Source organism: Acidovorax sp. GW823-FHT05D11, assembly GCF_058795695.1.
Genome location: NZ_CM179502.1, coordinates 3,546,967 through 3,569,538, shown reverse-complemented (window position 1 = coordinate 3,569,538; position 22,572 = coordinate 3,546,967). Strand labels below are relative to the sequence as shown.

The window sequence follows — 22,572 nt, the reverse complement described above, 5'->3', positions numbered from 1 at the left end:
GGCCCCATGCTCAAACAGCGCGTCATCACAGCCCTTGTCCTGCTGGCCATTCTGCTGCCGGCGCTTTTTTATTCATCGTCCACCGTCCCGTTCACCCTGGTGGTGCTGGTGCTCATGGCGGCTGGCGCCTGGGAATGGGGCCGTTTGAGCGGTTTCGGACAGGCGGGCTCCGTGGCGGTGGGGGGCGCGTGCGTCGCCCTGTGCGCCGGGTCGTGGGTCCTGGGCTGGATTGACCGCCCGCTGGCGGGGCTCTGGGTGGCGGGGGGTGGCCTTTGGGTGCTGTCCGCGGCCTGGCTGCTCAGGGCCGGCGTGCCCGGCTGGCCTCGCATTCCGGCGGCGGTGCGCCTGGTGGCCGGGGTGCTGGCCCTCTGGCTTGCGTGGCTGGCGGTCGTGCAGGCGCGCAACGTGGGCGTCAACTTCCTGCTGTCGGTGCTGCTGCTGGTGTGGGTCGCCGACATCTTCGCGTACTTCGCGGGCCGTGCTTTTGGCCTGCGCTTCACCAAGGGCAAGCTGGCCCCTTCCATCAGTCCCGGCAAAAGCTGGGAGGGCGTATGGGGCGGCCTTGCCGGCGTGCTGGCCATGGCGTTCATCTGGGTGGCCGCCGATGCCCACTGGCAGGCGGCCGTTCCCAGTTTCTACAGCCGCATGGCGCAGCAAGGCTGGTGGCTGCTCGTGATCGCCGCCCTGTTCATGGTGGCCATGAGCGTGTCGGGTGACCTGGTGGAGTCCCTGATCAAGCGCAGCGCGGGCGTGAAGGACAGCAGCGGCCTGTTGCCCGGGCACGGTGGCGTGCTCGACCGGGTGGACGCCTTGCTGCCCACCCTGCCGCTGGCCATGATGCTCACGAGCCTGACAACGCAATGATGAAACAACGACTGACTGTCCTGGGTTCCACGGGCTCCATCGGTACCAGCACGCTCGACGTGGTGGCCCGCCATCCCGAGCGCTTCGAGGTGCTCGCGCTCAGTGCCGCGACCCAGGTGGACCTGATGCTGGCGCAGTGCGCGCAGTTCCGCCCCCGCTACGCCGTGATGGCGAGTGCCCCCCATGCGGCGCTGCTGGCTGAAAGACTGCAGGCAAATGCCCTTCCAACGCAAGTCCTTCAAGCGCAAGATGCTCTTGAAATAATAGCATCCCACCCTGACGTGGATGCCGTGATGGCGGCCATCGTGGGCGCTGCCGGCCTGGCGCCGTGCCTGGCTGCAGCGCGCGCGGGCAAGCGGCTGCTCCTGGCCAACAAGGAGGCCCTGGTGGTGGGCGGCGGGTTGTTCATGCAGACCGTGCGCGAGGGCGGCGCGACGCTGCTGCCCATCGACAGCGAGCATTCCGCGATTTTCCAGTGCCTGCCCGAAGATCCGGCGACCTGGGCCGAACGCGTCGACAGCATCCTGCTGACCGCGTCCGGCGGTCCCTTCCGCCAGCGGGATCCGTCCACGCTCTCGCAGATCACGCCCGACCAGGCCTGCGCTCACCCCAATTTCTCGATGGGCCGCAAGATCTCGGTGGATTCGGCCACCATGATGAACAAGGCGCTGGAAGTGATCGAGGCGCGCTGGCTGTTCGACCTGCACCCCGACCAGATCAAGGTGGTGATCCATCCGCAGCAGATCATCCACTCGATGGTGCAGTTCAAGGATGCATCGATCCTCGCCCAGCTCGGCACCCCCGACATGCGCGTGCCGATCGCCTGCGGCCTGGCCTGGCCGGAGCGCATCGCCAGCGGTGCCAGCCGGCTCGACTTCTCTGCCTTGACGGCGCTGGCGTTTGAAGATGCCGACGCGGCCCGTTTTCCCGGGCTGCACCTGTCCTGGCAGGCGCTCAAGGCGGCCGAAGGCACGACCGCCGTATTGAACGCCGCCAACGAGGTCGCGGTCGGGGCCTTCCTGTCGGGGCGGCTGCGTTTCGACCGTATCCATGCCGTGAATCTTGCAACTTTGGACGCGGTTTCTCCCTCCAAGCCGGATTCCCTCGAAGCCCTGCTGGACCTGGATGCCCAGGCACGCAATGCTGCCGAGCACGCCGCGGGCCGCCTGGCGGCCTGAGTTCTCACAGCACCACGGACCCGTACATGCTCCTTACCATCGTTGCCTTCATCGTGGCCCTGGGCCTTCTGATCGCCGTGCACGAATATGGCCACTACCGGGTGGCCGTGGCGTGCGGGGTCAAGGTGCTGCGCTTCTCGGTGGGCTTTGGCAAACCATTGCTGCGCTGGCAGCCCAAGGGGTCGCCCACGGAGTTCGTGCTGGGGGCTTTTCCGCTGGGGGGCTATGTGCGCATGCTGGACGAGCGGGAAGCGCCCGTGGCCGCCGAGGAGCGGCATCTGGCTTTCAATACCCAGCCGCTGCGCTCCCGCGCGGCCATCGTGGCCGCGGGGCCGCTGGCAAACCTGCTGCTGGCGGTGCTGCTGTATTCCATTGTGAACTGGAACGGGGTGGACGAGCCCAAGGCGGTACTCGCCAGTCCGGTGGCCGGGTCCGTCGCGCAGAGTGCCGGCCTGCGGGGCGGCGAGCTGGTCGCGCAGGCAGCGCTGGGGTCGGACGAGATGGAGCCCGTGCGGTCGTTTGAAGAACTGCGCTGGCTGCTCACGCGCGGTGCGCTGGAGGGTGTGAACGTGCGCCTCGACGTGCAGCCGCAATCGGGCGCCGTGCACCGGGAAATCCTGCTGGACATGTCGAAGATCGACAGCCGGGAGGCGGACGCCCAGCTGTTTCGCAAGATCGGCATCCTGGGGCCGTGGACGCGGCCGGTGCTGGGCGAGGTCATGCCTGACGGGGCCGCAGCCCGCGCTGGATTGCGCCAGGGGGACGTGGTGCTCAGAATCGGTGCCAGCGACGTGGTGGACGGCCAGCAGCTGCGCGAGCTGATCCGCCAGTCGGTGCGGGGAAGCGAGCCATTGGCACAGTCCTGGCGCATTGATCGCTCAGGCCAGGTGCTGAGCGTGGACGTGTTGCCCGAGGCCAAGCCGGAACTGGGCGCCTCCGTCGGCCGCATCGGGGCGTATGTCGGGGCCCCCCCTGAATTCGTGACGGTGGAATATGGCGTGTTCGAGGGGGCCTGGGCCGGCGTGGTCAAGACCTGGGATGTATCCATCCTCACGCTTCGGATGATGGGGCGCATGGTGATCGGCGAGGCATCGCTCAAGAACCTCAGCGGCCCCCTGACGATCGCCGACTACGCAGGGCGCTCCGCCAGCCTGGGACTCTCGCAGTACCTTGTCTTCCTTGCGCTGATCAGCGTGAGCCTGGGCGTGCTCAACCTGCTGCCGCTCCCTGTCTTGGACGGAGGGCACCTGATGTATTATCTTTGGGAGGGTGTCACGGGCAGGGGGGTGTCGGATGCATGGATGGAGCGCCTGCAGCGTGGAGGCGTTGCGGTCCTGCTTCTCATGATGTCCATTGCCCTGTTCAACGATATCACCCGGCTCTTTGGCTAACACTTTTGCCGCGCTTGCCCTGCAACTGCGGCTCCAGCTTCATTCATGAAAAAACACATCAATCGCCTGGGCGTGCGTACCGCATCGGCCGTTGCAGCCATGATTTTTGCCGCCAATGCGGCATGGGCTCTGGAGCCTTTCAAGGTGCAGGACATCCGCGTCGAGGGCCTGCAGCGCGTGGAGCCCGGCACCGTGTTTGCCTCCATGCCGCTGCGGGTTGGTGACGACTACAACGACGAGAAGGGCGCCGCGGCCATCCGCGCTCTTTTCGGACTGGGCCTGTTCAAGGACGTGCGCCTGGAGGCGGCCGGCAACGTGCTGGTGGTGGTGGTGGAAGAGCGGCCCACCGTCGCCGACGTTGACTTCGCCGGCACGCGCGAGTTCGACAAGGACGCGCTCAAGAAGGCCATGCGCGACGTCGGACTTACCGAGGGCCGGCCTTACGACAAGGCGTTGACGGACCGCGCCGAGCAGGAGCTCAAGCGCCAGTACATCAACAAGAGCCTGTACGGCGCCGAGGTCGTCACCACCGTGACGCCGATCGAGCGCAACCGCGTCAACCTGACCTTCACCGTGGTCGAAGGCGAACCTGCCCGCATCAAGGAAGTGCGCCTCGTCGGCAACAAGGCCTTCAGTGAATCCACGCTCAAAGGCCTGTTCGACCAGGACACCGGGGGCTGGCTCAGCTGGTACACCAAGTCGGACCGCTACTCGCGCGCCAAGCTCAATGCCGATCTGGAGACGCTGCGTTCGTACTACCTGCAGCGCGGGTATCTGGAGTTCCGGGTCGACTCCACGCAGGTCGCCATCTCGCCCGACAAGCAGGACATCTCCATCACCGTCAACGTGACGGAAGGCGAGCGCTACGTGGTCTCGGGTGTCAAGCTGGAGGGCAACTACCTGGACCGCGAAGACGAGTTCAAGTCCCTGGTCACCATCCGCGCGGGCGAGCCCTACAACGCGGACCAGGTCACGGAAACGACCAAGGCGTTTTCAGAGTATTTCTCGCGTTTTGGCTTCGCCTTCGCGCGCGTGGAAGCCGTGCCCGAAATCGATCGCGAAAACAACCGGGTCGCCTTCGTGCTGCAGGCCGAACCCTCGCGCCGCGCCTATGTGCGTCGTATCAACGTGAGCGGCAACAACCGCACGCGCGATGAAGTGATCCGCCGTGAATTCCGCCAGTACGAAGCCTCGTGGTACGACGGCGAGAAGATCCGCCTGTCGCGCGACCGCGTGGACCGCCTGGGCTTCTTCACCGAAGTCAATGTGGAAACCCAGGAAGTGCCGGGTTCCCCCGACCAGGTGGACCTCGTGATCAACGTGGCGGAGAAGCCCACGGGCTCGCTGCAGATGGGGGTGGGTTTCTCCAGCGCCGAAAAGGTGTCGCTGTCGTTCGGCATCAAGCAGGAAAACATCTTTGGTTCCGGCAACTACCTGGGCATCGATGTCAACACCAGCAAGTACCGTCGCACGCTGGTGTTCAGCACCACCAATCCATACTTCACGCCGGAAGGCATCTCGCGCACGCTGGATGTGTACTACCGCACGGACAAGCCCTACGAAGACCAGGGCGGCAACTACGAGTTGGTGACCACCGGAACTTCGGTGCGATTCGGTGTGCCGTTCAGTGAAACCGATACCGTGTTCTTTGGTGGGGGGCTGGAGCAGACCAAGATCAAGGCGGGTACGAACATTCCCGCCACCTACCTGGCCTATGCCGACCAGTTTGGCTACAGCAGCACCTCCATTCCTTTGACGATCGGTTGGTCGCGGGACGACCGCGACAGCGCTCTGGCGCCGAATTCCGGCCGCTATCAGCGCCTCAATTCAGAATGGTCGGTGGCAGGGGATGCCCGTTATGTACGGGCCAACTACCAGTACCAGCAGTACGTGCCGCTGAACAAGCGCTTCACCATCGCCTTCAACGGCGAGGTGGGCATCGGCAAGGGTATGAACGGCAGGCCGTTCCCCGTGTTCAAGAACTTCTATTCGGGGGGGCTGGGATCCGTGCGCGGCTTCGACCAGGGTACGCTGGGGCCGCGTGACGTGACGGGTGCGTCGTTGGGGGGACCCAAGAAGGTCACCTTGAACGCGGAGCTGATCGCACCCTTCCCGGGCGCGGGCAACGACCGGACACTGCGTGTATTCACTTTCTTTGATGTGGGTAATGTGTACGGAGAGAACGAAAAAGTTACTTTCAGTGACATGCGTTCCTCCGTCGGCCTGGGCCTGAGCTGGATTTCCCCGCTGGGTCCGTTGCGCCTGGCCTTTGCGCAACCGGTGCGCAAGTTCGCCGGCGATAGAATCCAGAAACTGCAATTCCAGATTGGAACGTCTTTCTAATGAAATCCTTTTCTCGCCATATCTCTCTGGCCCTGCTGCTTGGCACGCTTGCCATCGCAGCGCCTGCACAAGCGCAAGAGTTCAAAGCCGGGTTTGTCAACACCGACCGCATCTTCCGCGAGGCCAGCACCGCCAAGGCTGCACAGGCCAAGCTGGAGCAGGAATTCTCCCGCCGTGAGAAAGAACTGGTGGACATGGGCAACACCCTGAAGACCGCCACGGAGAAGTTCGAACGCGAAGCTCCCACGATGGCTGAAAGCCAGCGCACCACCCGCCAGCGCCAGCTGGTGGACCAGGACCGTGAATTCCAGCGCAAGCGCCGCGAATTCCAGGAAGACCTGAGCGCCCGCAAGAACGAGGAACTGTCCCAGGTGCTCGAACGTGCGAACAAGGTGGTCAAGCAGGTGGCAGAGGCGGAGAAGTACGACGTGATCCTGCAGGAGGCCGTCTACATCAACCCCAAGCACGACATCACCGACAAGGTGATCAAGGCGCTGAATGCCGCTGCCGGCAAGTAAGCCCCAGCGCTGGACAGGTGGCGCGTGAGCTTGCTTCTCGGGCACATAGTTGATGCGCTCGGTGGCTCGCTGGAAGGAGGTGCGACACGGGATGCCGTCATTTCCCGCATCGCGCCCCTGGAGGTTGCAGGGCCGGGAGACCTCAGTTTCCTGAGCAACCCCCGCTACCAACAGCAACTGGCCGCCTCCCGGGCGGCCTGTGTCATTGTGGCGCCTGCCATGCGCGATGCGGCACTGGCCCGTGGTGCCTGCATCGTGGCGGACAACCCCTACGTGTACTTCGCGCGGGCCACGCAGCTTTGGCGCCGGCTCAATGCCCCCGCAGTGCAGGGCGGTGTGCACGCGAGCGCGGTGGTGGACCCGTCGGCGCAGGTCGATGCCACCGCCACCATCGGTCCCCTGTGCGTGGTGGAACGCGGTGCGCGCATTGGCGCAGGAACCGTGCTCAAGTCCCGTGTCACGGTGGGCGAGGGCTGCCGCATCGGCGCGCGCTGCATCGTGCACCCCGGCGTGGTGATCGGCGCCGACGGCTTTGGTTTTGCGCCCGAGAACGGGCAGTGGGTCAAGATCGAGCAACTGGGGGCCGTGCACATTGGCGACGATGTCGAGATCGGCGCCAACACCTGCATCGACCGTGGTGCGCTGCTGGACACCGTCATCGAAGACGGCGTCAAGCTCGACAACCTGATTCAGATCGGGCACAACGTGCGCATCGGCAAGCACTCGGCCCTGGCGGGGTGCGTGGGCGTGGCCGGCAGCGCGACCATTGGCGCGCACTGCACCGTGGGCGGCGGCGCCATCGTGCTGGGCCATCTGGAGATGGCGGACAACGTGCACATCTCTGCCGCCACGGTGGTCACGCGCTCTTTGAGCCAGCCTGGGCAATACACGGGCATGTTTCCCATCGACGACAATGCGCGTTGGGAAAAAAACGCTGCAACACTCAAACAACTGCACAGCTTGCGAGAGCGCATCAAGGCGCTGGAGCAAGCTCTGAAAGCAGCATGAACGGAAGAACAACTCGATGATGGATATCCACGCAATTCTCAAGCAACTGCCCCACCGCTACCCGTTCCTGCTGGTGGACAAAGTGATCGAGCTTGAGAGCAACACCCGCATCAAGGCGATCAAGAACGTGACGTTCAACGAGCCTTATTTCATGGGGCACTTTCCAGGGCGCCCGGTGATGCCGGGTGTGTTGATCCTCGAGGCCCTGGCGCAGGCCGCCGGCCTGCTGGCGTTCGACGCGATGGGCAAGGTGCCTGATGAAAACAACATCTACTACTTCGTCGGCATCGATGGCGCGCGCTTCAAGCGGCCGGTGGAGCCGGGCGATCAGCTGATTCTCTCCATCACGATCGACCGCGTGCGCGGCGGCATCTGGAAGTTCAAGGGCGTGGCCAGCGTGGGCGAGGAAGTGGCCTGCGAGGCCGAACTCATGTGCACCATGCGCAGCGTGGGTTGATCCGCTCAGACTTGCAGATCGTGAGCAATATTCATCCCACGGCCATAGTCGCGCAAGGCGCCAGTCTGGATCCCACGGTCACGGTGGGCCCCTACGCGGTGATTGGTCCCGACGTGGTGATCGGGGCGGGAACCACGGTGGGGCCGCACTGCGTGATCGAAGGGCGCACCACGATCGGGGCCGACAACCGCATTTTCCAGTTCGCATCGCTGGGTGCCGTGCCGCAGGACAAGAAGTACGCGGGCGAGCCGACCGAACTCGTCATCGGCGACCGCAACGTGATCCGCGAGTTCTGCACCTTCAACCTCGGTGTGCCGGGAGCCGGCGGCATCACGCGCGTGGGCAGCGACAACTGGATCATGGCGTACACCCACATCGCGCACGACTGCCGCGTTGACAACCACACCACGCTCTCCAACAACACCACGCTGGCAGGCCATGTGCACCTTGGCGACTGGGTCACCATCGGCGGGCTCACCGGCATTCACCAGTTCGTCTCGATCGGTGCCCATGCCATGGTCGGCTTTGCCAGCGCCGTGTCGCAGGATGTGCCCCCCTTCATGCTGGCCGACGGCAATCCGCTGGCGCTGCGCGGCCTCAACATCGTCGGGCTGCGCCGCCGGGGCTTCTCGGCAGAGCGTGTGGCGGGCATCAAGCAGATGCACCGCCTGCTCTATCGCCAGGGGCTGACACTGGAGGCCGCACGCGCAGGCGTGGCCGAGTTGCCAGCCGCCCATCCGGAGGCTGCGCCCGACATCGCCATGATGCTGGGTTTCCTGGATACCTCCACGCGCGGCATCGCGCGCTGAGGGGCAATGATGAAGGCTTCCCCCCGCGTCGCCATGGTGGCGGGCGAGACCTCCGGCGACCTGCTTGCCGGCCTGCTGATCGACGGCATGCAGGCCCATTGGCCGGGCCTGCAGTCCTGCGGCATTGGTGGCCCGCAGATGCAGCGCCGGGGTTTTGCCGCCTGGTGGCCCAGCGAGAAGCTCGCCGTGCATGGGTACAGCATGGAGGTGCTGCGCCGCCTGCGCGAGCTGCTGGGCATTCGCAAGCAACTGCGTGAGCGGCTGCTCAAGGAGCGTCCGGACGTGTTCATCGGCGTGGATGCGCCTGACTTCAACCTGAAGCTGGAGGCCGACCTGCGTGCCGCGGGCGTCAAGACCGTGCACTTCGTGTGCCCGTCGATCTGGGCCTGGCGCGCGGACCGTGTCGAGAAGATACGCCGCAGCGCCGACCACGTGCTGTGCATCTTTCCGTTCGAGCCCGAGCTGTTGGCGCGGCACGGCATTGCGGCGACCTACGTGGGCCACCCGCTTGCCGGCGTGATTCCCATGGTGCCGGACCGCGCCGCCGCCCGCGCCCAGCTCGGCCTGCAGGATGCCGACGAGGTGCTGGCCATTCTGCCGGGCAGCCGCTCCTCGGAGATCGCCTACATCACGCAGCCTTTCTTTGAGGCTGCAGCGCTTGTCCTGAAAGCGCGTCCAGCTATTAAATTGATAGTTCCTGCCGTGCCGGCGCTGCGGGAGCGCATCGTGCAGGCGGCACAGGCCGCGGGTCTGGGTGGGGCGGTGCAGATCGTGTCCGGCCAGTCCCATGCCGTGCTGGCCGCCTGCGACGCCACGCTGATCGCCAGCGGCACCGCGACGCTGGAGGCGGCGCTGTTCAAGCGTCCCATGGTCATCGGCTACCACATGCACCCGTTGAGCTGGTGGCTCATGCGCCGCAAGCAGCTGCAGCCCTGGGTGGGACTGCCCAATATCCTTTGCGGAGAATTCGTGGTCCCCGAGCTGATCCAGGATGCTGCGACACCCCAGGCGCTCTGCGCGGCAACGCTGCAATGGCTGGATGCGCGCCAGCACAATCCTGAGAAAATCACGGCCCTGGAGCAGCGCTTTACGGCGCTGCACGAAAGCCTGCAACGCAATACCCCCCAACTGGCTGCCGATGCGATCCAGAAAATCCTTCACCCAGCTGCCTGAACAGGCCTGCCTGCCATGGCACCCGCCGGGTCTTGTGTCCGGCGTGGACGAGGCGGGCCGCGGCCCGCTGGCGGGGCCCGTGGTGGCGGCCGCGGTCATCCTGGATGACCTCAATCCGATCGCCGGCCTTGCTGACTCCAAGAAGCTCACGCCTGCCCGGCGCGAGAAACTCTACGACGAAATCCGTGCCAAGGCGCTGTGCTGCAGCATTGCCGAGGCCAGCGTGGAAGAGATCGACCAGCTCAACATCCTGCAGGCCACGCTGCTGGCCATGCGGCGGGCCGTGATGGGGCTGCGCCTGAAACCCGTCATGGTGCTGGTCGATGGCAACCGCCTGCCCACGCTGGGCATCCAGGCCGAGGCCATCGTCAAGGGCGATGCGCTCGTGCCGGCCATCTCGGCCGCCTCCATCCTGGCCAAGGTGCACCGCGACCGCTGGTGCGTGCAGGTGCATGAAGAGTTTCCGCAGTACGGGTTTGCCGGCCACAAGGGCTATGGCACCGCGGTGCACATGGCCGCCTTGCGCGAGCACGGGGCCTGCGTCCATCACCGGCGTTCCTTTGCGCCCGTGGCGCAGAGCCTGCTTGCCTGACGGAACCTGCTCGCCCCATGACCTCTCCGTCCATCACCGCGATCCATTCGCGGGACAACACCTTCGTGAAGGAACTGCGCCGGCTCGCGCAGGACACCACCGCCTACCGCAAGCAGGGCAGGGTGTGGCTGGAGGGTGACCACCTCTGCCGCGCCGCCCTGGAACGGGGCCAGCGGGCATCGATCGCGGTATTTTCCGAGTCTTTTTGGCCTCAGGCGCAAGTGGAATGGGCGCAGGCAGCTATGAAAACCATAGTGCTCGCCGATGCCCTGTTTGCCGACATCAGCGGTCTGGAGTCGCCTGCCCGCATGGGCTTCATCATCGATCTGCCCGCAGCCGCCGCATTGCGCACGGACGCCGCCACCGTCGTGCTGGACCGGGTGCAGGACGCCGGCAATGTGGGTTCCATCCTGCGCAGCGCGTCGGCATTCGGATTCCGTCAGGTGGTCGCCGTCAAGGGCAGCGCCGCCCTGTGGTCCCCCAAGGTGCTGCGCGCCGGCATGGGCGCGCATTTCGCGCTGGACCTGATCGAAGGCGTGGAGCACGGCGAACTCCAGTCCCTGAAGGTGCCCATGCTGGTGACCAGTTCGCACGCCGGGGACTGGCTGCACCGGGCCGCGCTGCCCTGGCCCTGCGCATGGGTCATGGGCCATGAAGGGCAGGGCGTCTCCGCCGTGCTGGAGGAGCGGGCTGCGATGCGCATCCGCATCGCGCAGCCCGGCGGCGAGGAGTCGCTGAACGTCGCGGCGGCGGCGGCGATCTGCCTGCATGCGAGCGGCGCCGGGCGCTGAACACCTCCCTTCGCAGCCGGCTCCGGGGGGGGGCCGCGGAAGCCCGTCTTCTCCCGTTTTTCTAGAGGTTGCGCAGGAACTGGCGCACGAAATCGCCCTGGTTGGGCGCATCCTTCTCGGTGCTGAACAGCACCTGCTGGTTTTCCACGCGGATCTTGAGCTGTGGCGCGAACCTGCACTGCACCTGGCCCAGCCCGGACGCCGTGCTCTTGAAGGCGGGCGTGTTGCGGCACATGGAGTCCAGCTCCGAGGCCACCACGCCGCAGAAGCTGCCGATGCTCAAGGTCTGCAGCTTCTCGTCATCGATCGTGCTCCAGTCGACCGTGGTCTTCACCGGCGTGCCGCAGGCCGCGGCGGCTTCCTGGTCGGCCCTGGCCAGCTCGGCCTGCGCCCCCGCGAGGCGCTTGCTGCGGTCAAAGCGGGCCAGCTTTTCCTGCACGCCCTGCTTTTGCTGGCTCTGGTAGCTCGCCTGCAGGTCCGCCAGCTTGAAGGCCTTGCTCTTTTCCTCGCTGAAGGACAGCGGCAGGCCATCGCGTTTGCCGGGCAGGTACACCACATACTGCTCGCCGTGGCGATAGGCGTGGCTCTGCTTTTGCAGCAGGCCGTAACTGCGGCCATCGAGCCGGGTGGCATAGACCTCCCGCGCGGAGCCCTGTTGCTCCAGCTGGCTCAGGAACACGACCTGGTCAATGGGATCGTTGATGCCGCTCACGCGCACCAGGGCCTGTTTGCCATCCGCGCTGGGCGCCAGCACCACTTCCACCCCCTGGGGGGCCACGAAGACCTGGGGGTACCTGGCCAGTTCCAGGGCCTGGGCGGCCACGGCGGCGCACAGGCCGGCCAGGGAAAGGGCAAGAGGGCGGAGAAAAGTGCGCATCGGGAGGGTTCTCTGTGGGAGTGGGGGGAGGCGTCGGCCGAAGTCTAGGCGGACCGTTGTCACCTGAAATGCCTGGAACACTTGCTTACGTAACAAGGTTATGCAAGGCATGCATTTGTGAGTGAATGCGCCGCGATGGGTATAATCGGGAGCTTTTCTCGCAACAGCGTCGCCCGACCGCACCCAAAGCAACAACCCATCTGAGAGCAGCCACCGGCACTTGCGTACCTTTGCGTGCACGAGTGGCCTGCAGGCGCCGGGCGACCGTAACCATCCGGAGAACCCAGTGCTTTTGTCTCTACAGGGAAATTTCCCGCCCGCCATCCTGGCGCTCGCAGACGGCACGGTCTTTATCGGCAATTCGATTGGTGCCACCGGCACCACCGTCGGCGAAGTGGTGTTCAACACCGCGATCACCGGCTACCAGGAAATCCTCACCGACCCCAGCTACTGCCAGCAGATCGTCACGTTGACGTATCCGCACATCGGCAACTACGGCGTCAACGTGGAGGACATCGAAGCCGACAAGGTCCATGCCGCGGGCCTGATCATCAAGGACCTGCCCCTGCTGGCCAGCAACTTCCGTTCCACGGAAACGCTCTCGCAGTACCTCGTGCGCGAGAACACCGTGGCCATCGCCAACATCGATACCCGCAAGCTCACGCGCCTGCTGCGCAGCAAGGGTGCGCAAAACGGCGCCATCATCGGACTGGCAGCCGGGCAGCCGGTCACGCAGGCGCTCATCGACGAAGCCATCGCCAAGGCCAAGGCCGCCCCCAACATGGCCGGGCTGGACCTGGCCCAGGTGGTGACCACGGCGTCGCGCTACGAGTGGACGCAGACCGAGTGGAAGCTGGGCTCGGGCTACGGCGAACTCGCGGCGCCGCAGTTCCATGTGGTGGCGTACGACTTCGGCGTGAAGAAGAACATCCTGCGCATGCTGGCCGAGCGTGGCTGCAAGGTCATCGTGGTGCCTGCCAAGACGCCCGCCGCCGATGTGCTGGCACTCAAGCCCGATGGAGTGTTCCTGTCCAACGGCCCCGGCGATCCGGAGCCCTGCGATTACGCCATTGCCGCCACCCGCACCATCGTGGACAGCGGCGTGCCCACGTTCGGCATCTGCCTGGGTCATCAGATCATGGCCCTGGCCGCCGGCGCCAAGACATTCAAGATGACCCACAGCCACCACGGGGCCAATCACCCCGTGAAGGACCTGGACACCGGCCGCGTGAGCATCACGAGCCAGAACCACGGTTTCGCGGTGGACATGGAATCGCTGCCTGCCAACCTGCGCGCCACGCACATCAGCCTGTTCGACGGCACGCTGCAAGGGCTGGTCCACAAGGACAAGCCGGCATTCTGCTTCCAGGGCCACCCTGAGGCTTCCCCCGGGCCGCACGACATCGCCTACCTTTTCGACCGATTCACCGATGCCATGCGCGCGGCGAAAGCCGGTTGAACCCGGGAAGGAATAGCGCCATGAAACTGTTCAGCTTTCCCCTCGCATCGCTGGAAAAGGCGATCCACAAGCGTGTCCTGACCCTGCCATCGCCCCACCGCGAGTGGTTCACGGAACGCTGGGCGCAAAAGCCCTACAAGAAGGCGTTCGTCGAGAACAAGGCCATGCCCCTCGTCACGCTGGTGGCCAAGGGCAAGACCCTGGACGATGCCGCCTTCGCAGAGCTGCTGCAGGAATGGGAAGTGACGTTTTATGACGCGGAAGAAGAGGTCCTGCGCCCGCTGATCCAGGGCGACGGCCTGCTGCAGCTGATGCAGAAGAACCTTCCTCCCGAACGGGCCCAGGCGCTGCTTGCCAAGTTGACCGAGCGGCGCCCGCCATCGGACGCAGCAGCCTCTGCCCCGACCCCCAGCCCCCAGGCAGCCGAACCCACGATCGACTGATCGACGCACCATGCCAAAACGCACAGACATCAAAAGCATTCTCATCATCGGCGCCGGCCCGATCATCATCGGCCAGGCCTGCGAGTTCGACTACTCCGGCGTGCAGGCCTGCAAGGCCCTGCGCGAGGAAGGCTACAAGGTCATCCTGATCAACAGCAACCCCGCGACGATCATGACCGACCCGGCCACGGCCGACGTGACCTACATCGAGCCCATCACCTGGCAGACGGTCGAGAAGATCATCGCCAAGGAGCGCCCCGACGCCATCCTGCCCACCATGGGCGGCCAGACCGCGCTCAACTGCGCGCTGGACCTGTGGCACAACGGCGTGCTCGACAAGTACAAGGTCGAGCTGATCGGCGCCACGCCCGAAGCCATCGACAAGGCCGAGGACCGCCTGAAGTTCAAGGATGCCATGACCAAGATCGGTCTGGGCTCCGCGCGGTCAGGGATCGCCCACAGCATGGACGAAGCCTGGGCCGTCCAGAAGAGCGTGGGCTTCCCCACCGTGATCCGCCCCAGCTTCACGCTCGGCGGCACGGGCGGCGGCATTGCCTACAACCCCGAAGAGTTCGAGACCATCTGCAAGCGCGGCCTGGAAGCCTCGCCCACCAACGAGCTGCTGATCGAGGAGTCGCTGCTCGGCTGGAAGGAGTACGAGATGGAAGTGGTCCGCGACAAGGCGGACAACTGCATCATCATCTGCTCCATCGAGAACCTCGACCCCATGGGCGTGCACACGGGCGACTCCATCACCGTGGCCCCCGCGCAGACGCTGACCGACAAGGAATACCAGATCATGCGCAACGCCAGCCTGGCGGTGCTGCGCGAGATCGGCGTGGACACGGGCGGCTCCAACGTGCAGTTCTCGGTGAACCCGAAGGACGGCCGCATGATTGTCATCGAGATGAACCCCCGCGTGTCGCGTTCGTCGGCCCTCGCGTCCAAGGCCACGGGCTTCCCGATCGCCAAGGTCGCCGCCAAGCTGGCCGTGGGCTACACGCTCGACGAGCTCAAGAACGAGATCACCGGCGGCGCCACGCCCGCGTCGTTCGAGCCCTCCATCGACTACGTGGTCACCAAGATCCCGCGTTTCGCGTTCGAGAAGTTCCCCACGGCCGACAGCCGCCTGACCACGCAGATGAAGTCGGTGGGCGAGGTCATGGCCATGGGCCGCACCTTCCAGGAATCCTTCCAGAAGGCCCTGCGCGGCCTGGAAGTGGGCGTGGACGGCATGAACGAGAAGACCCAGGACCGTGAGGTGCTCGAAAAGGAGCTGGGCGAGCCCGGCCCCGAGCGCATCTGGTACGTGGGCGATGCGTTCGCCATGGGCCTCTCCGTGGACGAGGTGTACGACCTCACCAAGATCGACAAGTGGTTCCTGGTGCAGATCGAAGAGATCGTGAAGATCGAACTGGAGCTGGACCAGCTGGCCGTGGACAAGGGCGATGCGGCACTGGCCAGCCTGGATGCCGGCACGCTGCGCTCGCTCAAGAAGAAGGGCTTCTCGGACCGCCGCCTGGCCAAGCTGCTCAAGACGACGGAAAAAGCCGTGCGCGAAGCCCGCCGCGCGCTGAACGTGCGCCCGGTGTACAAGCGCGTGGACACCTGCGCCGCCGAATTCGCGACCAACACCGCCTACATGTACTCGACCTACGAGGACGAGTGCGAGGCCGAGCCGACCAACAACAAGAAGATCATGGTGCTCGGGGGCGGCCCCAACCGCATCGGCCAGGGCATCGAGTTCGACTACTGCTGCGTGCACGCCGCGCTGGCCATGCGCGAGGACGGCTACGAGACCATCATGGTCAACTGCAACCCCGAAACCGTGTCCACGGACTACGACACCTCGGACCGCCTGTACTTCGAGCCCCTCACGCTCGAAGACGTGCTCGAAATCGTGGACAAGGAAAAGCCCACTGGCGTGATCGTGCAGTACGGCGGCCAGACGCCGCTCAAGCTGGCGCTGGGCCTCGAAGCCGAGGGCGTGCCGATCATCGGCACCAGCCCCGACATGATCGATGCCGCCGAGGACCGTGAGCGCTTCCAGAAGCTGCTGCACGACCTGGGGCTGCGCCAGCCCCCCAATGCCACGGCCCGCACCGAGGCCGAGGCGCTGGAAAAGGCCGCCGCCCTGGGCTACCCGCTGGTGGTGCGCCCCAGCTATGTGCTTGGCGGCCGTGCGATGGAAATCGTGCACGAGCAGCGCGACCTGGAGCGCTACATGCGCGAGGCCGTGAAGGTGAGCAACGACTCGCCCGTGCTGCTGGACCGCTTCCTGAACGATGCCATCGAGTGCGACGTGGACTGCCTGCGCGACCCCGAGGGCAAGACCTTCATCGGTGGCGTGATGGAGCACATCGAACAAGCCGGTGTGCACTCGGGCGACTCCGCCTGTTCGCTGCCGCCGTACTACCTCAAGCAGGCCACGGTCGATGAACTCAAGCGCCAGTCCGCGGCCATGGCCGAAGGCCTGAACGTGGTGGGCCTGATGAACGTGCAGTTCGCCATCCAGGAAGTGGACGGCAAGGACGTGATCTACGTGCTGGAAGTGAACCCCCGCGCCTCGCGCACCGTGCCGTTCGTCTCCAAGGCCACGGGCATCCAGCTGGCCAAGGTGGCCGCGCGCTGCATGGCCGGCCAGACGCTGGCCTCGCAGGGCATCACCAAGGAGGTGACGCCGCCCTACTTCAGCGTGAAGGAGGCCGTGTTCCCGTTCGTCAAGTTCCCCGGCGTGGACACCATCCTCGGCCCCGAGATGAAGTCCACCGGCGAGGTGATGGGTGTGGGCAAGACCTTTGGGGAAGCGTTCGTGAAGAGCCAGCTGGGCGCGGGCACCAAGCTGCCGACGTCGGGCAAGGTATTCCTCACCGTGAAGAACAACGACAAGCCCCGTGCGGTGGACATTGCCCGCCAGCTGGTGGCGCTGGGCTTTGACCTGGTGGCGACCAAGGGCACCGCTGCGGCCATCGCCGAGGCGGGCGTCCCGGTGGTGGTGGTCAACAAGGTCACGGAAGGCCGTCCGCACATCGTGGACATGATCAAGAACAATGAGATTGTCATGGTCATCAACACGGTGGAAGAGCGCCGCAACGCGATTGCAGACTCGCGCGCGATTCGCACCTCGTCGCTGCTGGCCCGCGTGACCACCTTCACGACCATCTTTGGCGCCGAGGCAGCCGTGGAGGGCATGAAGTACCTGGACAAGCTCGACGTGTACTCGGTGCAGGAGCTGCACGCCCAGCTGGTGGCCTGAGCCCCGGCAAAAGCGGCATAATCTTCGCCTGACCAGACACCGCCGCGCGGCAACGTGCGGCGGTTTCCTTTTGTAGACTTGCCATTCACGAAGTCCGGCACAGCCCGGGCGTGACGTGGTGACTGACCGGTGGAAGTGCCTTGGCGCTTTCACCGTTTTGACTTATGGAGACTCGACAGAATGGCCACCATTCCGATTACCAAGCGCGGCGCTGAAAAGCTCAAGGAAGAGTTGCACCGCCTCAAGACCGTGGAACGGCCCGCGGTGATCACGGCGATCGCCGAAGCGCGCGCGCAGGGGGACCTCAGCGAAAACGCCGACTACGACGCCGCCAAGGACCGCCAGGGCTTCATCGAGGGCCGCATCCAGGAGATCGAGGGCAAGCTCTCGGTCGCGCAGGTCATCGATCCCAGCGCCGTCGACGGCGGCGGCAAGGTGGTCTTTGGCGCCACGGTCGAGCTGGAGGATGAAGAGTCTGGCGACACCGTGAAGTACCAGATCGTGGGCGAGGACGAGGCCGACCTGAAGCAGGGCCTGATCAATATCTCCAGCCCCATCGCCCGTGCGCTCATCGGCAAGGAAGAGGGCGATACCGCCGAAGTGCTGGCGCCCGGCGGCGTTCGCCGCTATGAGGTGGTGGCGGTCAGCTACCAGTGAACAGGCGCGGCATGCTCCATCGCCTTCCTGCCCTGGTGGCCGCCCTGTGGTGGGGAAGCCTGACCACCATCGGCTTTCTGGTCGTGCCCATGCTGTTTGCCCACCTCCCGTCGCCGACGGTGGCGGGCAACATGGCGGCCAGGCTGTTTGCGGCACAGACCTGGGTGGCGGTGGCCTGCTGCCTGGTGCTGCTGCTGGTCTCCAGGCCCAGGCAGGCTGTAGCGCAGCACCCATGGGCGCAAGCTGCTATGGTTTTCATACTGGGCGGCATGCTGCTGGCACTGCTCACGCAGTTTGGCGTGGCACCGCGCATCGTGGCGCGGCAGGATCTGCGCGTGTGGCACAGCGTGGGAACAGTGATGTACGCGCTGCAATGGTGCTGTGCGTTGGCCGTGCTGTGGCAAACGCTTCGCCACGACCCTCAGGCGCCCGCCGGGGGCGGCTCCGCCGGAGCCTGAAGCGCATACACCGCGGCGGCTCGGCCAGCGCCAGCGCCAGCGCCAGCGCCAGCGCCAGCGCCAGCGCCAGCGCCGACGCCGCCTACTCGTGCCAGTGTTCCGCCACCCAGCTGGCGGGGCGAATGTAGCGAAAGCGGCGGTTGCGCCGTCCCGCCAGCGCGTCCGGTGGATTGCACTCCCCGTGAAAGATCACGATGCGCGCACCGGGCGGCACGAACGGCGCGCGCCAGTAGTTGGTGGGCCATGGCGGTATGCCGTGGTACTTGAAGCTCGGGCACCACGCTGCGGGCCAGTACTGCAGCTTGCCCTGCCGGTGCAGAAAGTCCGACAGGTAGGCCTGTTCGTTGCGGAACTGCGCGCGGATTTCTGCGAAGTGGGCGCGAAAGTGTGCCAGCACGTCAGGGTGCGCCCCCAGTTCGAACCGGTAGACCGATGAATTGCCCGTGACGCGCCAGGGGCGCTTGTAGTCATGGATGATCAGGAATTCGCCCGGCTGGGTGAAAAAATCGTCCAGGCTGCCGGTGATGACCACGTCCACATCCAGGAACAGGGCCGTGCCGCGGAGCCCGTGCAGGTCCTGGCTGAAGGTGGCCAGCTTGGTCCAGCCCCGCTCGGGAATGCCGGGTGGCAGATCGAGCGCGGGGATGGGCAAGCACTGCACTTCGCTGCGGATGCCGGCGCTGTCGTCGGTCAGGCAGACGAAGCGGAAGTCACCACGCAGGTGCCGCCGAACCATCGCGTACAGCCGATTGACATATTCGGGGCCGTATTTCGTGCCCCACTTCATGCAGAGGATGTGGCGCGCGTGGGCGGCCCTGCCGGCAGGCGCTGCAGAAGCTGCAGGTACTGCAGAGACTGCGGGGGGGATCATCAGTCTGCCTGGCGCTTCTTGATCGACTTTTGCTTGGGTTTGGCGCGCTTGATCTGGCCGCCCGAGGTCAGGCGCTGGTTGCCCAGCACGCGCAGCTGCTTGATTTCGGGACGCTGGCCGCCGCGCTTGCTGAACTTCAGCACCTTGACGTCGCGCGGGCCCGGCATCCGGTCTTCATCGACCACGCGCTCCTTGACGGGCTGAGGGCGCCAGAGCACCAGCAGCTTGCCGATGTGCTGGATGGGGGCGGCGTTGAGGTCTGCCGTGATCTGCTGGTACATCAGCTCGCGGGCCGCGCGGTCGTCATTGAAAACACGCACCTTGATCAGCCCGTGGGCATTCAGGGCGGCGTCGATCTCCTTCTTGACGGCGGGGGTCAGGCCATCGCCGCCAATCAGGACGACGGGGTCCAGGTGGTGGGCATTGGCGCGTTGTTCCCGGCGCTCGGCGGGAGTCAGTTGAATTTGGGGCATGGGCCGTATTATGTCTGCGGCCCGCCGCGGGGTGCCTTCGCGTCGCCGCGCGAAATGGGCCTTGTGTCCAATCGGCTGTGCCGATTGTCGAGAGACAATGGAGCCGTATGAAAGTCAAAACCCAGAGCAAGAAGGTCAACAAGGCATGGTTGAACGACCACGTCAACGACACCTATGTCAAATTGGCCCAGAAAGAGGGATACCGCGCGCGCGCGGCCTACAAGCTCAAGGAGATCGACGAGCAGCTGGGCCTCATCAAGCCCGGCTACACGGTGGTGGACCTGGGCTCCACGCCCGGCGCATGGAGCCAGTACCTGCGCAGGCGCATGTCGCCCTCGGGTGCGGCTGCGGGGCAGCTCAATGGCACCATCATCGCCTTGGACATCCTGCCCATGGAGCCCATCGAGGGGGTGACCTACCTCAATGGCGATTTTCGCGAGGCGCAGGTGCTCGAGCGCCTGGAGCAGGCGCTCGGCGGCCGCGCGGTGGATGTCGTGGTGTCGGACATGGCGCCCAATCTTTCGGGCATCGGATCGGCCGATGCGGCCCGCATCGCCCACCTGGTGGAGCTGGCGGTGGATTTCGCTTGCAACCATTTGAAACCGGACGGTGCGCTGGTGGTCAAGCTCTTCCACGGCGGCGGGTACAGCGATCTGGTGACGCTGTTCAAGCAGACCTTCAAGGTGGTCAAGCCCTTGAAGCCCAAGGCGTCGCGCGACAAATCTTCGGAGACCTTCCTGGTGGGAATGGGCCTCAAAAAGGCCGCCTGAAAGGTCTTGCCCCAGGTCATGAATCCGTGAAATTCGCCCGTAAAGCCCGTGCTGTTTCCATGGCGGCTAGGGGGAATAGGGATGGCTGGGTGGCTTGAAAGACCTAAAATGGGCCGCACATGCGTGCCATGACGGCAGTGTGTCCGTTTTCTGTTCCCTGCAACTGGAGCCCCGCTTGAACAATCAGTGGTTTTCAAAAATTGCCGTGTGGCTGGTTATCGCCATGGTGCTGTTCACGGTGTTCAAACAGTTTGACACCCGTGCCGGCGCCAGCGCAGGCCACGTCGGCTACTCGGAATTCCTCGAGGAAGTCCGCAGCAACCGCATCAAGAGCGCAACCATCCAGGAAGGCCAGGGCGGCACCGAGATCGTGGCCGTCACCAACGACGACCGCAAGATCCGCACCACCGCGACCTATCTGGACCGCGGCCTCGTGGGCGATCTCATCAACAACAACGTCAAGTTCGACGTCAAGCCCCGCGAAGAAGGCTCCCTGCTCATGACCCTGCTGGTCAGCTGGGGCCCCATGCTGCTGCTGATTGGCGTGTGGGTGTACTTCATGCGCCAGATGCAGGGCGGCGGCAAGGGCGGCGCCTTCAGCTTCGGCAAGAGCAAGGCGCGCATGCTCGACGAGAACAACAACCAGGTCACGTTCGCGGACGTGGCCGGTTGCGACGAAGCCAAGGAAGAAGTCAAGGAAGTCGTGGACTTCCTGAAAGACCCACAGAAGTTCCAGAAGCTGGGCGGCCGCATTCCGCGCGGCCTGCTGCTGGTGGGCCCTCCGGGCACCGGCAAGACCCTGCTGGCCAAGTCCATCGCGGGCGAAGCCAAGGTGCCGTTCTTCAGCATCTCGGGCTCCGATTTCGTGGAAATGTTCGTCGGCGTGGGCGCGGCCCGTGTGCGCGACATGTTCGACAACGCCAAGAAGAACGCCCCCTGCATCATCTTCATCGATGAAATCGACGCCGTGGGCCGCCAGCGCGGTGCCGGCCTCGGTGGTGGCAACGACGAGCGCGAGCAGACCCTGAACCAGATGCTGGTCGAGATGGACGGCTTCGAGACCAACCTGGGCGTGATCGTGGTGGCTGCCACCAACCGCCCCGACATCCTGGACGCCGCCCTGCTGCGCCCCGGCCGCTTCGACCGTCAGGTCTACGTGACGCTGCCCGACATCCGGGGCCGCGAGCAGATCCTGAACGTGCACATGCGCAAGATCCCGATCGGCCAGGACGTGGCCCCCGGCATCATCGCGCGCGGCACGCCCGGTATGAGCGGTGCCGACCTGGCGAACCTGTGCAACGAAGCCGCCCTGATGGCCGCCCGCCGCAATGCGCGCACGGTGGAGATGCAGGACTTCGAGAAGGCCAAGGACAAGATCCTCATGGGCCCCGAGCGCAAAAGCATGGTCATGCCCGAGGAAGAGCGCCGCAACACGGCCTACCACGAGTCCGGCCACGCGCTCATCGGCAAGCTGCTGCCCAAGTGCGACCCGGTGCACAAGGTCACCATCATTCCCCGTGGCCGTGCCCTGGGCGTGACGATGAGCCTGCCCGCACAGGACCGCTACAGCTATGACCGCGAATACATGCTCAACCAGATCAGCATGCTGTTCGGCGGCCGCATCGCCGAGGAAGTGTTCATGAACCAGATGACCACCGGCGCCAGCAACGACTTCGAGCGCGCCACGCACATCGCCCGCGACATGGTTACCCGCTACGGCATGACGGATGCGCTGGGCCCCATGGTCTATGCGGAAAACGAAGGCGAGGTGTTCCTGGGCCGCTCGGTCACCAAGACCACGACCATGAGCGAGCAGACCATGGAAAAGGTCGACATGGAAGTGCGCCGCATCATCGACGAGCAGTACAACCTCGCCCGCCGCCTGATCGAGGAGAACAGCGACAAGATGCACGCCATGGCCAAGGCCCTGCTCGAATGGGAGACCATCGATACCGAGCAATTGGACGACATAATGGCAGGCAAGGAGCCTCGTCCTCCGAAGGACTGGACGCCCCGCACGCCTCCCTCGGGCGGCGACAATTCCAGCGGCGGCACGCCCGCCGTGGCAACGGACACCGCGCCTTCGGCAGCCTGAGGAGCCTGTTGCAGTTCCAGCCGTTCCAACGGGGCCTTGTGCCCCGTTTTTCATGGTCTGTTTGGTCCCCTTGCTGATCCTCGCGGCGG

At 65.2% G+C, this 22,572-nt stretch carries 21 protein-coding genes; 18 read left to right on the top strand and 3 right to left on the bottom strand.

Annotation, left to right across the window (positions count from 1 at the left end; genetic code table 11):
- Positions 1-6: 6 nt before the first annotated feature.
- The 11 genes from AC3RCE_RS16545 to AC3RCE_RS16495 are packed head-to-tail and all read left to right on the top strand — an operon-like array spanning position 7 to position 11,124.
- A complete protein-coding gene (locus tag AC3RCE_RS16545; protein ID WP_492253498.1) occupies positions 7-864 on the top strand; it encodes a phosphatidate cytidylyltransferase in 858 nt (285 codons plus the stop codon).
- Positions 864-2,042 carry a 1-deoxy-D-xylulose-5-phosphate reductoisomerase gene (gene ispC / locus AC3RCE_RS16540; RefSeq protein WP_492255396.1) on the top strand — a complete coding sequence of 393 codons (1,179 nt, stop codon included), beginning with the start codon at positions 864-866 and terminating at the stop codon, positions 2,040-2,042. Before AC3RCE_RS16545 ends, ispC begins: the two co-directional genes overlap by 1 nt.
- A gap of 26 nt (positions 2,043-2,068) precedes the next feature.
- On the top strand, positions 2,069-3,433 hold the full coding sequence (gene rseP, locus AC3RCE_RS16535) for an RIP metalloprotease RseP (RefSeq protein WP_218341589.1): 1,365 nt from the start codon (positions 2,069-2,071) through the stop codon (positions 3,431-3,433).
- A 45-nt stretch (positions 3,434-3,478) separates the two neighbouring features.
- Positions 3,479-5,776 carry an outer membrane protein assembly factor BamA gene (bamA, locus tag AC3RCE_RS16530; protein ID WP_218297691.1) on the top strand — a complete coding sequence of 766 codons (2,298 nt, stop codon included), beginning with the start codon at positions 3,479-3,481 and terminating at the stop codon, positions 5,774-5,776.
- Positions 5,776-6,294 carry an OmpH/Skp family outer membrane protein gene (locus AC3RCE_RS16525; protein ID WP_218297690.1) on the top strand — a complete coding sequence of 173 codons (519 nt, stop codon included), beginning with the start codon at positions 5,776-5,778 and terminating at the stop codon, positions 6,292-6,294. The genes bamA and AC3RCE_RS16525 overlap by 1 nt, the downstream gene beginning before the upstream one ends.
- A gap of 24 nt (positions 6,295-6,318) precedes the next feature.
- Positions 6,319-7,302 carry a UDP-3-O-(3-hydroxymyristoyl)glucosamine N-acyltransferase gene (gene lpxD, locus AC3RCE_RS16520; RefSeq protein ID WP_492253497.1) on the top strand — a complete coding sequence of 328 codons (984 nt, stop codon included), beginning with the start codon at positions 6,319-6,321 and terminating at the stop codon, positions 7,300-7,302.
- A gap of 16 nt (positions 7,303-7,318) precedes the next feature.
- Positions 7,319-7,759 carry a 3-hydroxyacyl-ACP dehydratase FabZ gene (gene fabZ / locus AC3RCE_RS16515; protein WP_010457855.1) on the top strand — a complete coding sequence of 147 codons (441 nt, stop codon included), beginning with the start codon at positions 7,319-7,321 and terminating at the stop codon, positions 7,757-7,759.
- 20 nt (positions 7,760-7,779) lie between these two features.
- On the top strand, positions 7,780-8,568 hold the full coding sequence (lpxA, locus tag AC3RCE_RS16510; RefSeq protein WP_492253496.1) for an acyl-ACP--UDP-N-acetylglucosamine O-acyltransferase: 789 nt from the start codon (positions 7,780-7,782) through the stop codon (positions 8,566-8,568).
- A gap of 9 nt (positions 8,569-8,577) precedes the next feature.
- The gene (lpxB, locus tag AC3RCE_RS16505; protein WP_492253495.1) at positions 8,578-9,741 is read left to right on the top strand and encodes a lipid-A-disaccharide synthase; all 1,164 of its coding nucleotides are present in this window, start codon (positions 8,578-8,580) and stop codon (positions 9,739-9,741) included.
- Positions 9,707-10,333 carry a ribonuclease HII gene (gene rnhB, locus AC3RCE_RS16500; RefSeq protein ID WP_218297686.1) on the top strand — a complete coding sequence of 209 codons (627 nt, stop codon included), beginning with the start codon at positions 9,707-9,709 and terminating at the stop codon, positions 10,331-10,333. The genes lpxB and rnhB overlap by 35 nt, the downstream gene beginning before the upstream one ends.
- Positions 10,334-10,350: 17 nt before the next feature.
- A complete protein-coding gene (locus AC3RCE_RS16495; protein ID WP_492253494.1) occupies positions 10,351-11,124 on the top strand; it encodes a TrmH family RNA methyltransferase in 774 nt (257 codons plus the stop codon).
- Between the two features lie 61 nt (positions 11,125-11,185).
- Here AC3RCE_RS16495 and AC3RCE_RS16490 read toward each other — a convergent pair whose 3' ends face one another.
- Complete coding sequence (locus AC3RCE_RS16490) at positions 11,186-12,001, bottom strand: hypothetical protein (RefSeq protein ID WP_492253493.1); 816 nt, start codon at positions 11,999-12,001, stop codon at positions 11,186-11,188.
- Positions 12,002-12,287: 286 nt separating this feature from the next.
- Here AC3RCE_RS16490 and carA point away from each other — a divergent pair, with 286 nt between their 5' ends.
- The 5 genes from carA to AC3RCE_RS16465 all read left to right on the top strand — a co-directional run bounded on the left by carA (position 12,288) and on the right by AC3RCE_RS16465 (position 18,274).
- Positions 12,288-13,460 carry a glutamine-hydrolyzing carbamoyl-phosphate synthase small subunit gene (gene carA, locus AC3RCE_RS16485; RefSeq protein ID WP_492253492.1) on the top strand — a complete coding sequence of 391 codons (1,173 nt, stop codon included), beginning with the start codon at positions 12,288-12,290 and terminating at the stop codon, positions 13,458-13,460.
- Between the two features lie 20 nt (positions 13,461-13,480).
- Complete coding sequence (locus tag AC3RCE_RS16480; RefSeq protein ID WP_218297682.1) at positions 13,481-13,903, top strand: hypothetical protein; 423 nt, start codon at positions 13,481-13,483, stop codon at positions 13,901-13,903.
- Positions 13,904-13,913: 10 nt separating this feature from the next.
- Positions 13,914-17,159 carry a carbamoyl-phosphate synthase large subunit gene (carB, locus tag AC3RCE_RS16475; RefSeq protein WP_218297681.1) on the top strand — a complete coding sequence of 1,082 codons (3,246 nt, stop codon included), beginning with the start codon at positions 13,914-13,916 and terminating at the stop codon, positions 17,157-17,159.
- Between the two features lie 180 nt (positions 17,160-17,339).
- A complete protein-coding gene (gene greA, locus AC3RCE_RS16470; protein WP_218297680.1) occupies positions 17,340-17,816 on the top strand; it encodes a transcription elongation factor GreA in 477 nt (158 codons plus the stop codon).
- A gap of 11 nt (positions 17,817-17,827) precedes the next feature.
- Positions 17,828-18,274 carry a DUF4149 domain-containing protein gene (locus AC3RCE_RS16465; RefSeq protein ID WP_218341594.1) on the top strand — a complete coding sequence of 149 codons (447 nt, stop codon included), beginning with the start codon at positions 17,828-17,830 and terminating at the stop codon, positions 18,272-18,274.
- 82 nt (positions 18,275-18,356) lie between these two features.
- Here AC3RCE_RS16465 and AC3RCE_RS16460 read toward each other — a convergent pair whose 3' ends face one another.
- Together AC3RCE_RS16460 and AC3RCE_RS16455 are read right to left on the bottom strand one after the other, a co-directional pair.
- A complete protein-coding gene (locus tag AC3RCE_RS16460) occupies positions 18,357-19,145 on the bottom strand; it encodes a glycosyltransferase (RefSeq protein ID WP_492245438.1) in 789 nt (262 codons plus the stop codon).
- Complete coding sequence (locus AC3RCE_RS16455; protein ID WP_218297678.1) at positions 19,145-19,618, bottom strand: YhbY family RNA-binding protein; 474 nt, start codon at positions 19,616-19,618, stop codon at positions 19,145-19,147. The genes AC3RCE_RS16460 and AC3RCE_RS16455 overlap by 1 nt, the downstream gene beginning before the upstream one ends.
- A 107-nt stretch (positions 19,619-19,725) precedes the next feature.
- Between AC3RCE_RS16455 and AC3RCE_RS16450 the strand changes: the two genes are divergently transcribed.
- A complete protein-coding gene (locus AC3RCE_RS16450) occupies positions 19,726-20,388 on the top strand; it encodes an RlmE family RNA methyltransferase (RefSeq protein ID WP_218297677.1) in 663 nt (220 codons plus the stop codon).
- Between the two features lie 175 nt (positions 20,389-20,563).
- Positions 20,564-22,483, top strand: coding sequence for an ATP-dependent zinc metalloprotease FtsH (gene ftsH, locus AC3RCE_RS16445; RefSeq protein WP_218297676.1), 1,920 nt, complete (start codon positions 20,564-20,566; stop codon positions 22,481-22,483).
- Positions 22,484-22,572: the final 89 nt, after the last annotated feature.

Coding starts and splice junctions, on each gene's coding strand:
- carB (WP_218297681.1), top strand. CDS start 13,914: ATGCCAAAACGCACAGACATCAAAAGCATTCTCATCATCGGCGCCGGC.
- fabZ (WP_010457855.1), top strand. CDS start 7,319: ATGATGGATATCCACGCAATTCTCAAGCAACTGCCCCACCGCTACCCG.
- rseP (WP_218341589.1), top strand. CDS start 2,069: ATGCTCCTTACCATCGTTGCCTTCATCGTGGCCCTGGGCCTTCTGATC.
- AC3RCE_RS16465 (WP_218341594.1), top strand. CDS start 17,828: ATGCTCCATCGCCTTCCTGCCCTGGTGGCCGCCCTGTGGTGGGGAAGC.
- lpxB (WP_492253495.1), top strand. CDS start 8,578: ATGAAGGCTTCCCCCCGCGTCGCCATGGTGGCGGGCGAGACCTCCGGC.
- AC3RCE_RS16450 (WP_218297677.1), top strand. CDS start 19,726: ATGAAAGTCAAAACCCAGAGCAAGAAGGTCAACAAGGCATGGTTGAAC.
- AC3RCE_RS16455 (WP_218297678.1), bottom strand. CDS start 19,618: ATGCCCCAAATTCAACTGACTCCCGCCGAGCGCCGGGAACAACGCGCC.
- AC3RCE_RS16480 (WP_218297682.1), top strand. CDS start 13,481: ATGAAACTGTTCAGCTTTCCCCTCGCATCGCTGGAAAAGGCGATCCAC.
- greA (WP_218297680.1), top strand. CDS start 17,340: ATGGCCACCATTCCGATTACCAAGCGCGGCGCTGAAAAGCTCAAGGAA.
- AC3RCE_RS16545 (WP_492253498.1), top strand. CDS start 7: ATGCTCAAACAGCGCGTCATCACAGCCCTTGTCCTGCTGGCCATTCTG.
- AC3RCE_RS16495 (WP_492253494.1), top strand. CDS start 10,351: ATGACCTCTCCGTCCATCACCGCGATCCATTCGCGGGACAACACCTTC.
- AC3RCE_RS16460 (WP_492245438.1), bottom strand. CDS start 19,145: ATGATCCCCCCCGCAGTCTCTGCAGTACCTGCAGCTTCTGCAGCGCCT.
- bamA (WP_218297691.1), top strand. CDS start 3,479: ATGAAAAAACACATCAATCGCCTGGGCGTGCGTACCGCATCGGCCGTT.
- rnhB (WP_218297686.1), top strand. CDS start 9,707: ATGCGATCCAGAAAATCCTTCACCCAGCTGCCTGAACAGGCCTGCCTG.
- ispC (WP_492255396.1), top strand. CDS start 864: ATGAAACAACGACTGACTGTCCTGGGTTCCACGGGCTCCATCGGTACC.
- AC3RCE_RS16525 (WP_218297690.1), top strand. CDS start 5,776: ATGAAATCCTTTTCTCGCCATATCTCTCTGGCCCTGCTGCTTGGCACG.
- AC3RCE_RS16490 (WP_492253493.1), bottom strand. CDS start 12,001: ATGCGCACTTTTCTCCGCCCTCTTGCCCTTTCCCTGGCCGGCCTGTGC.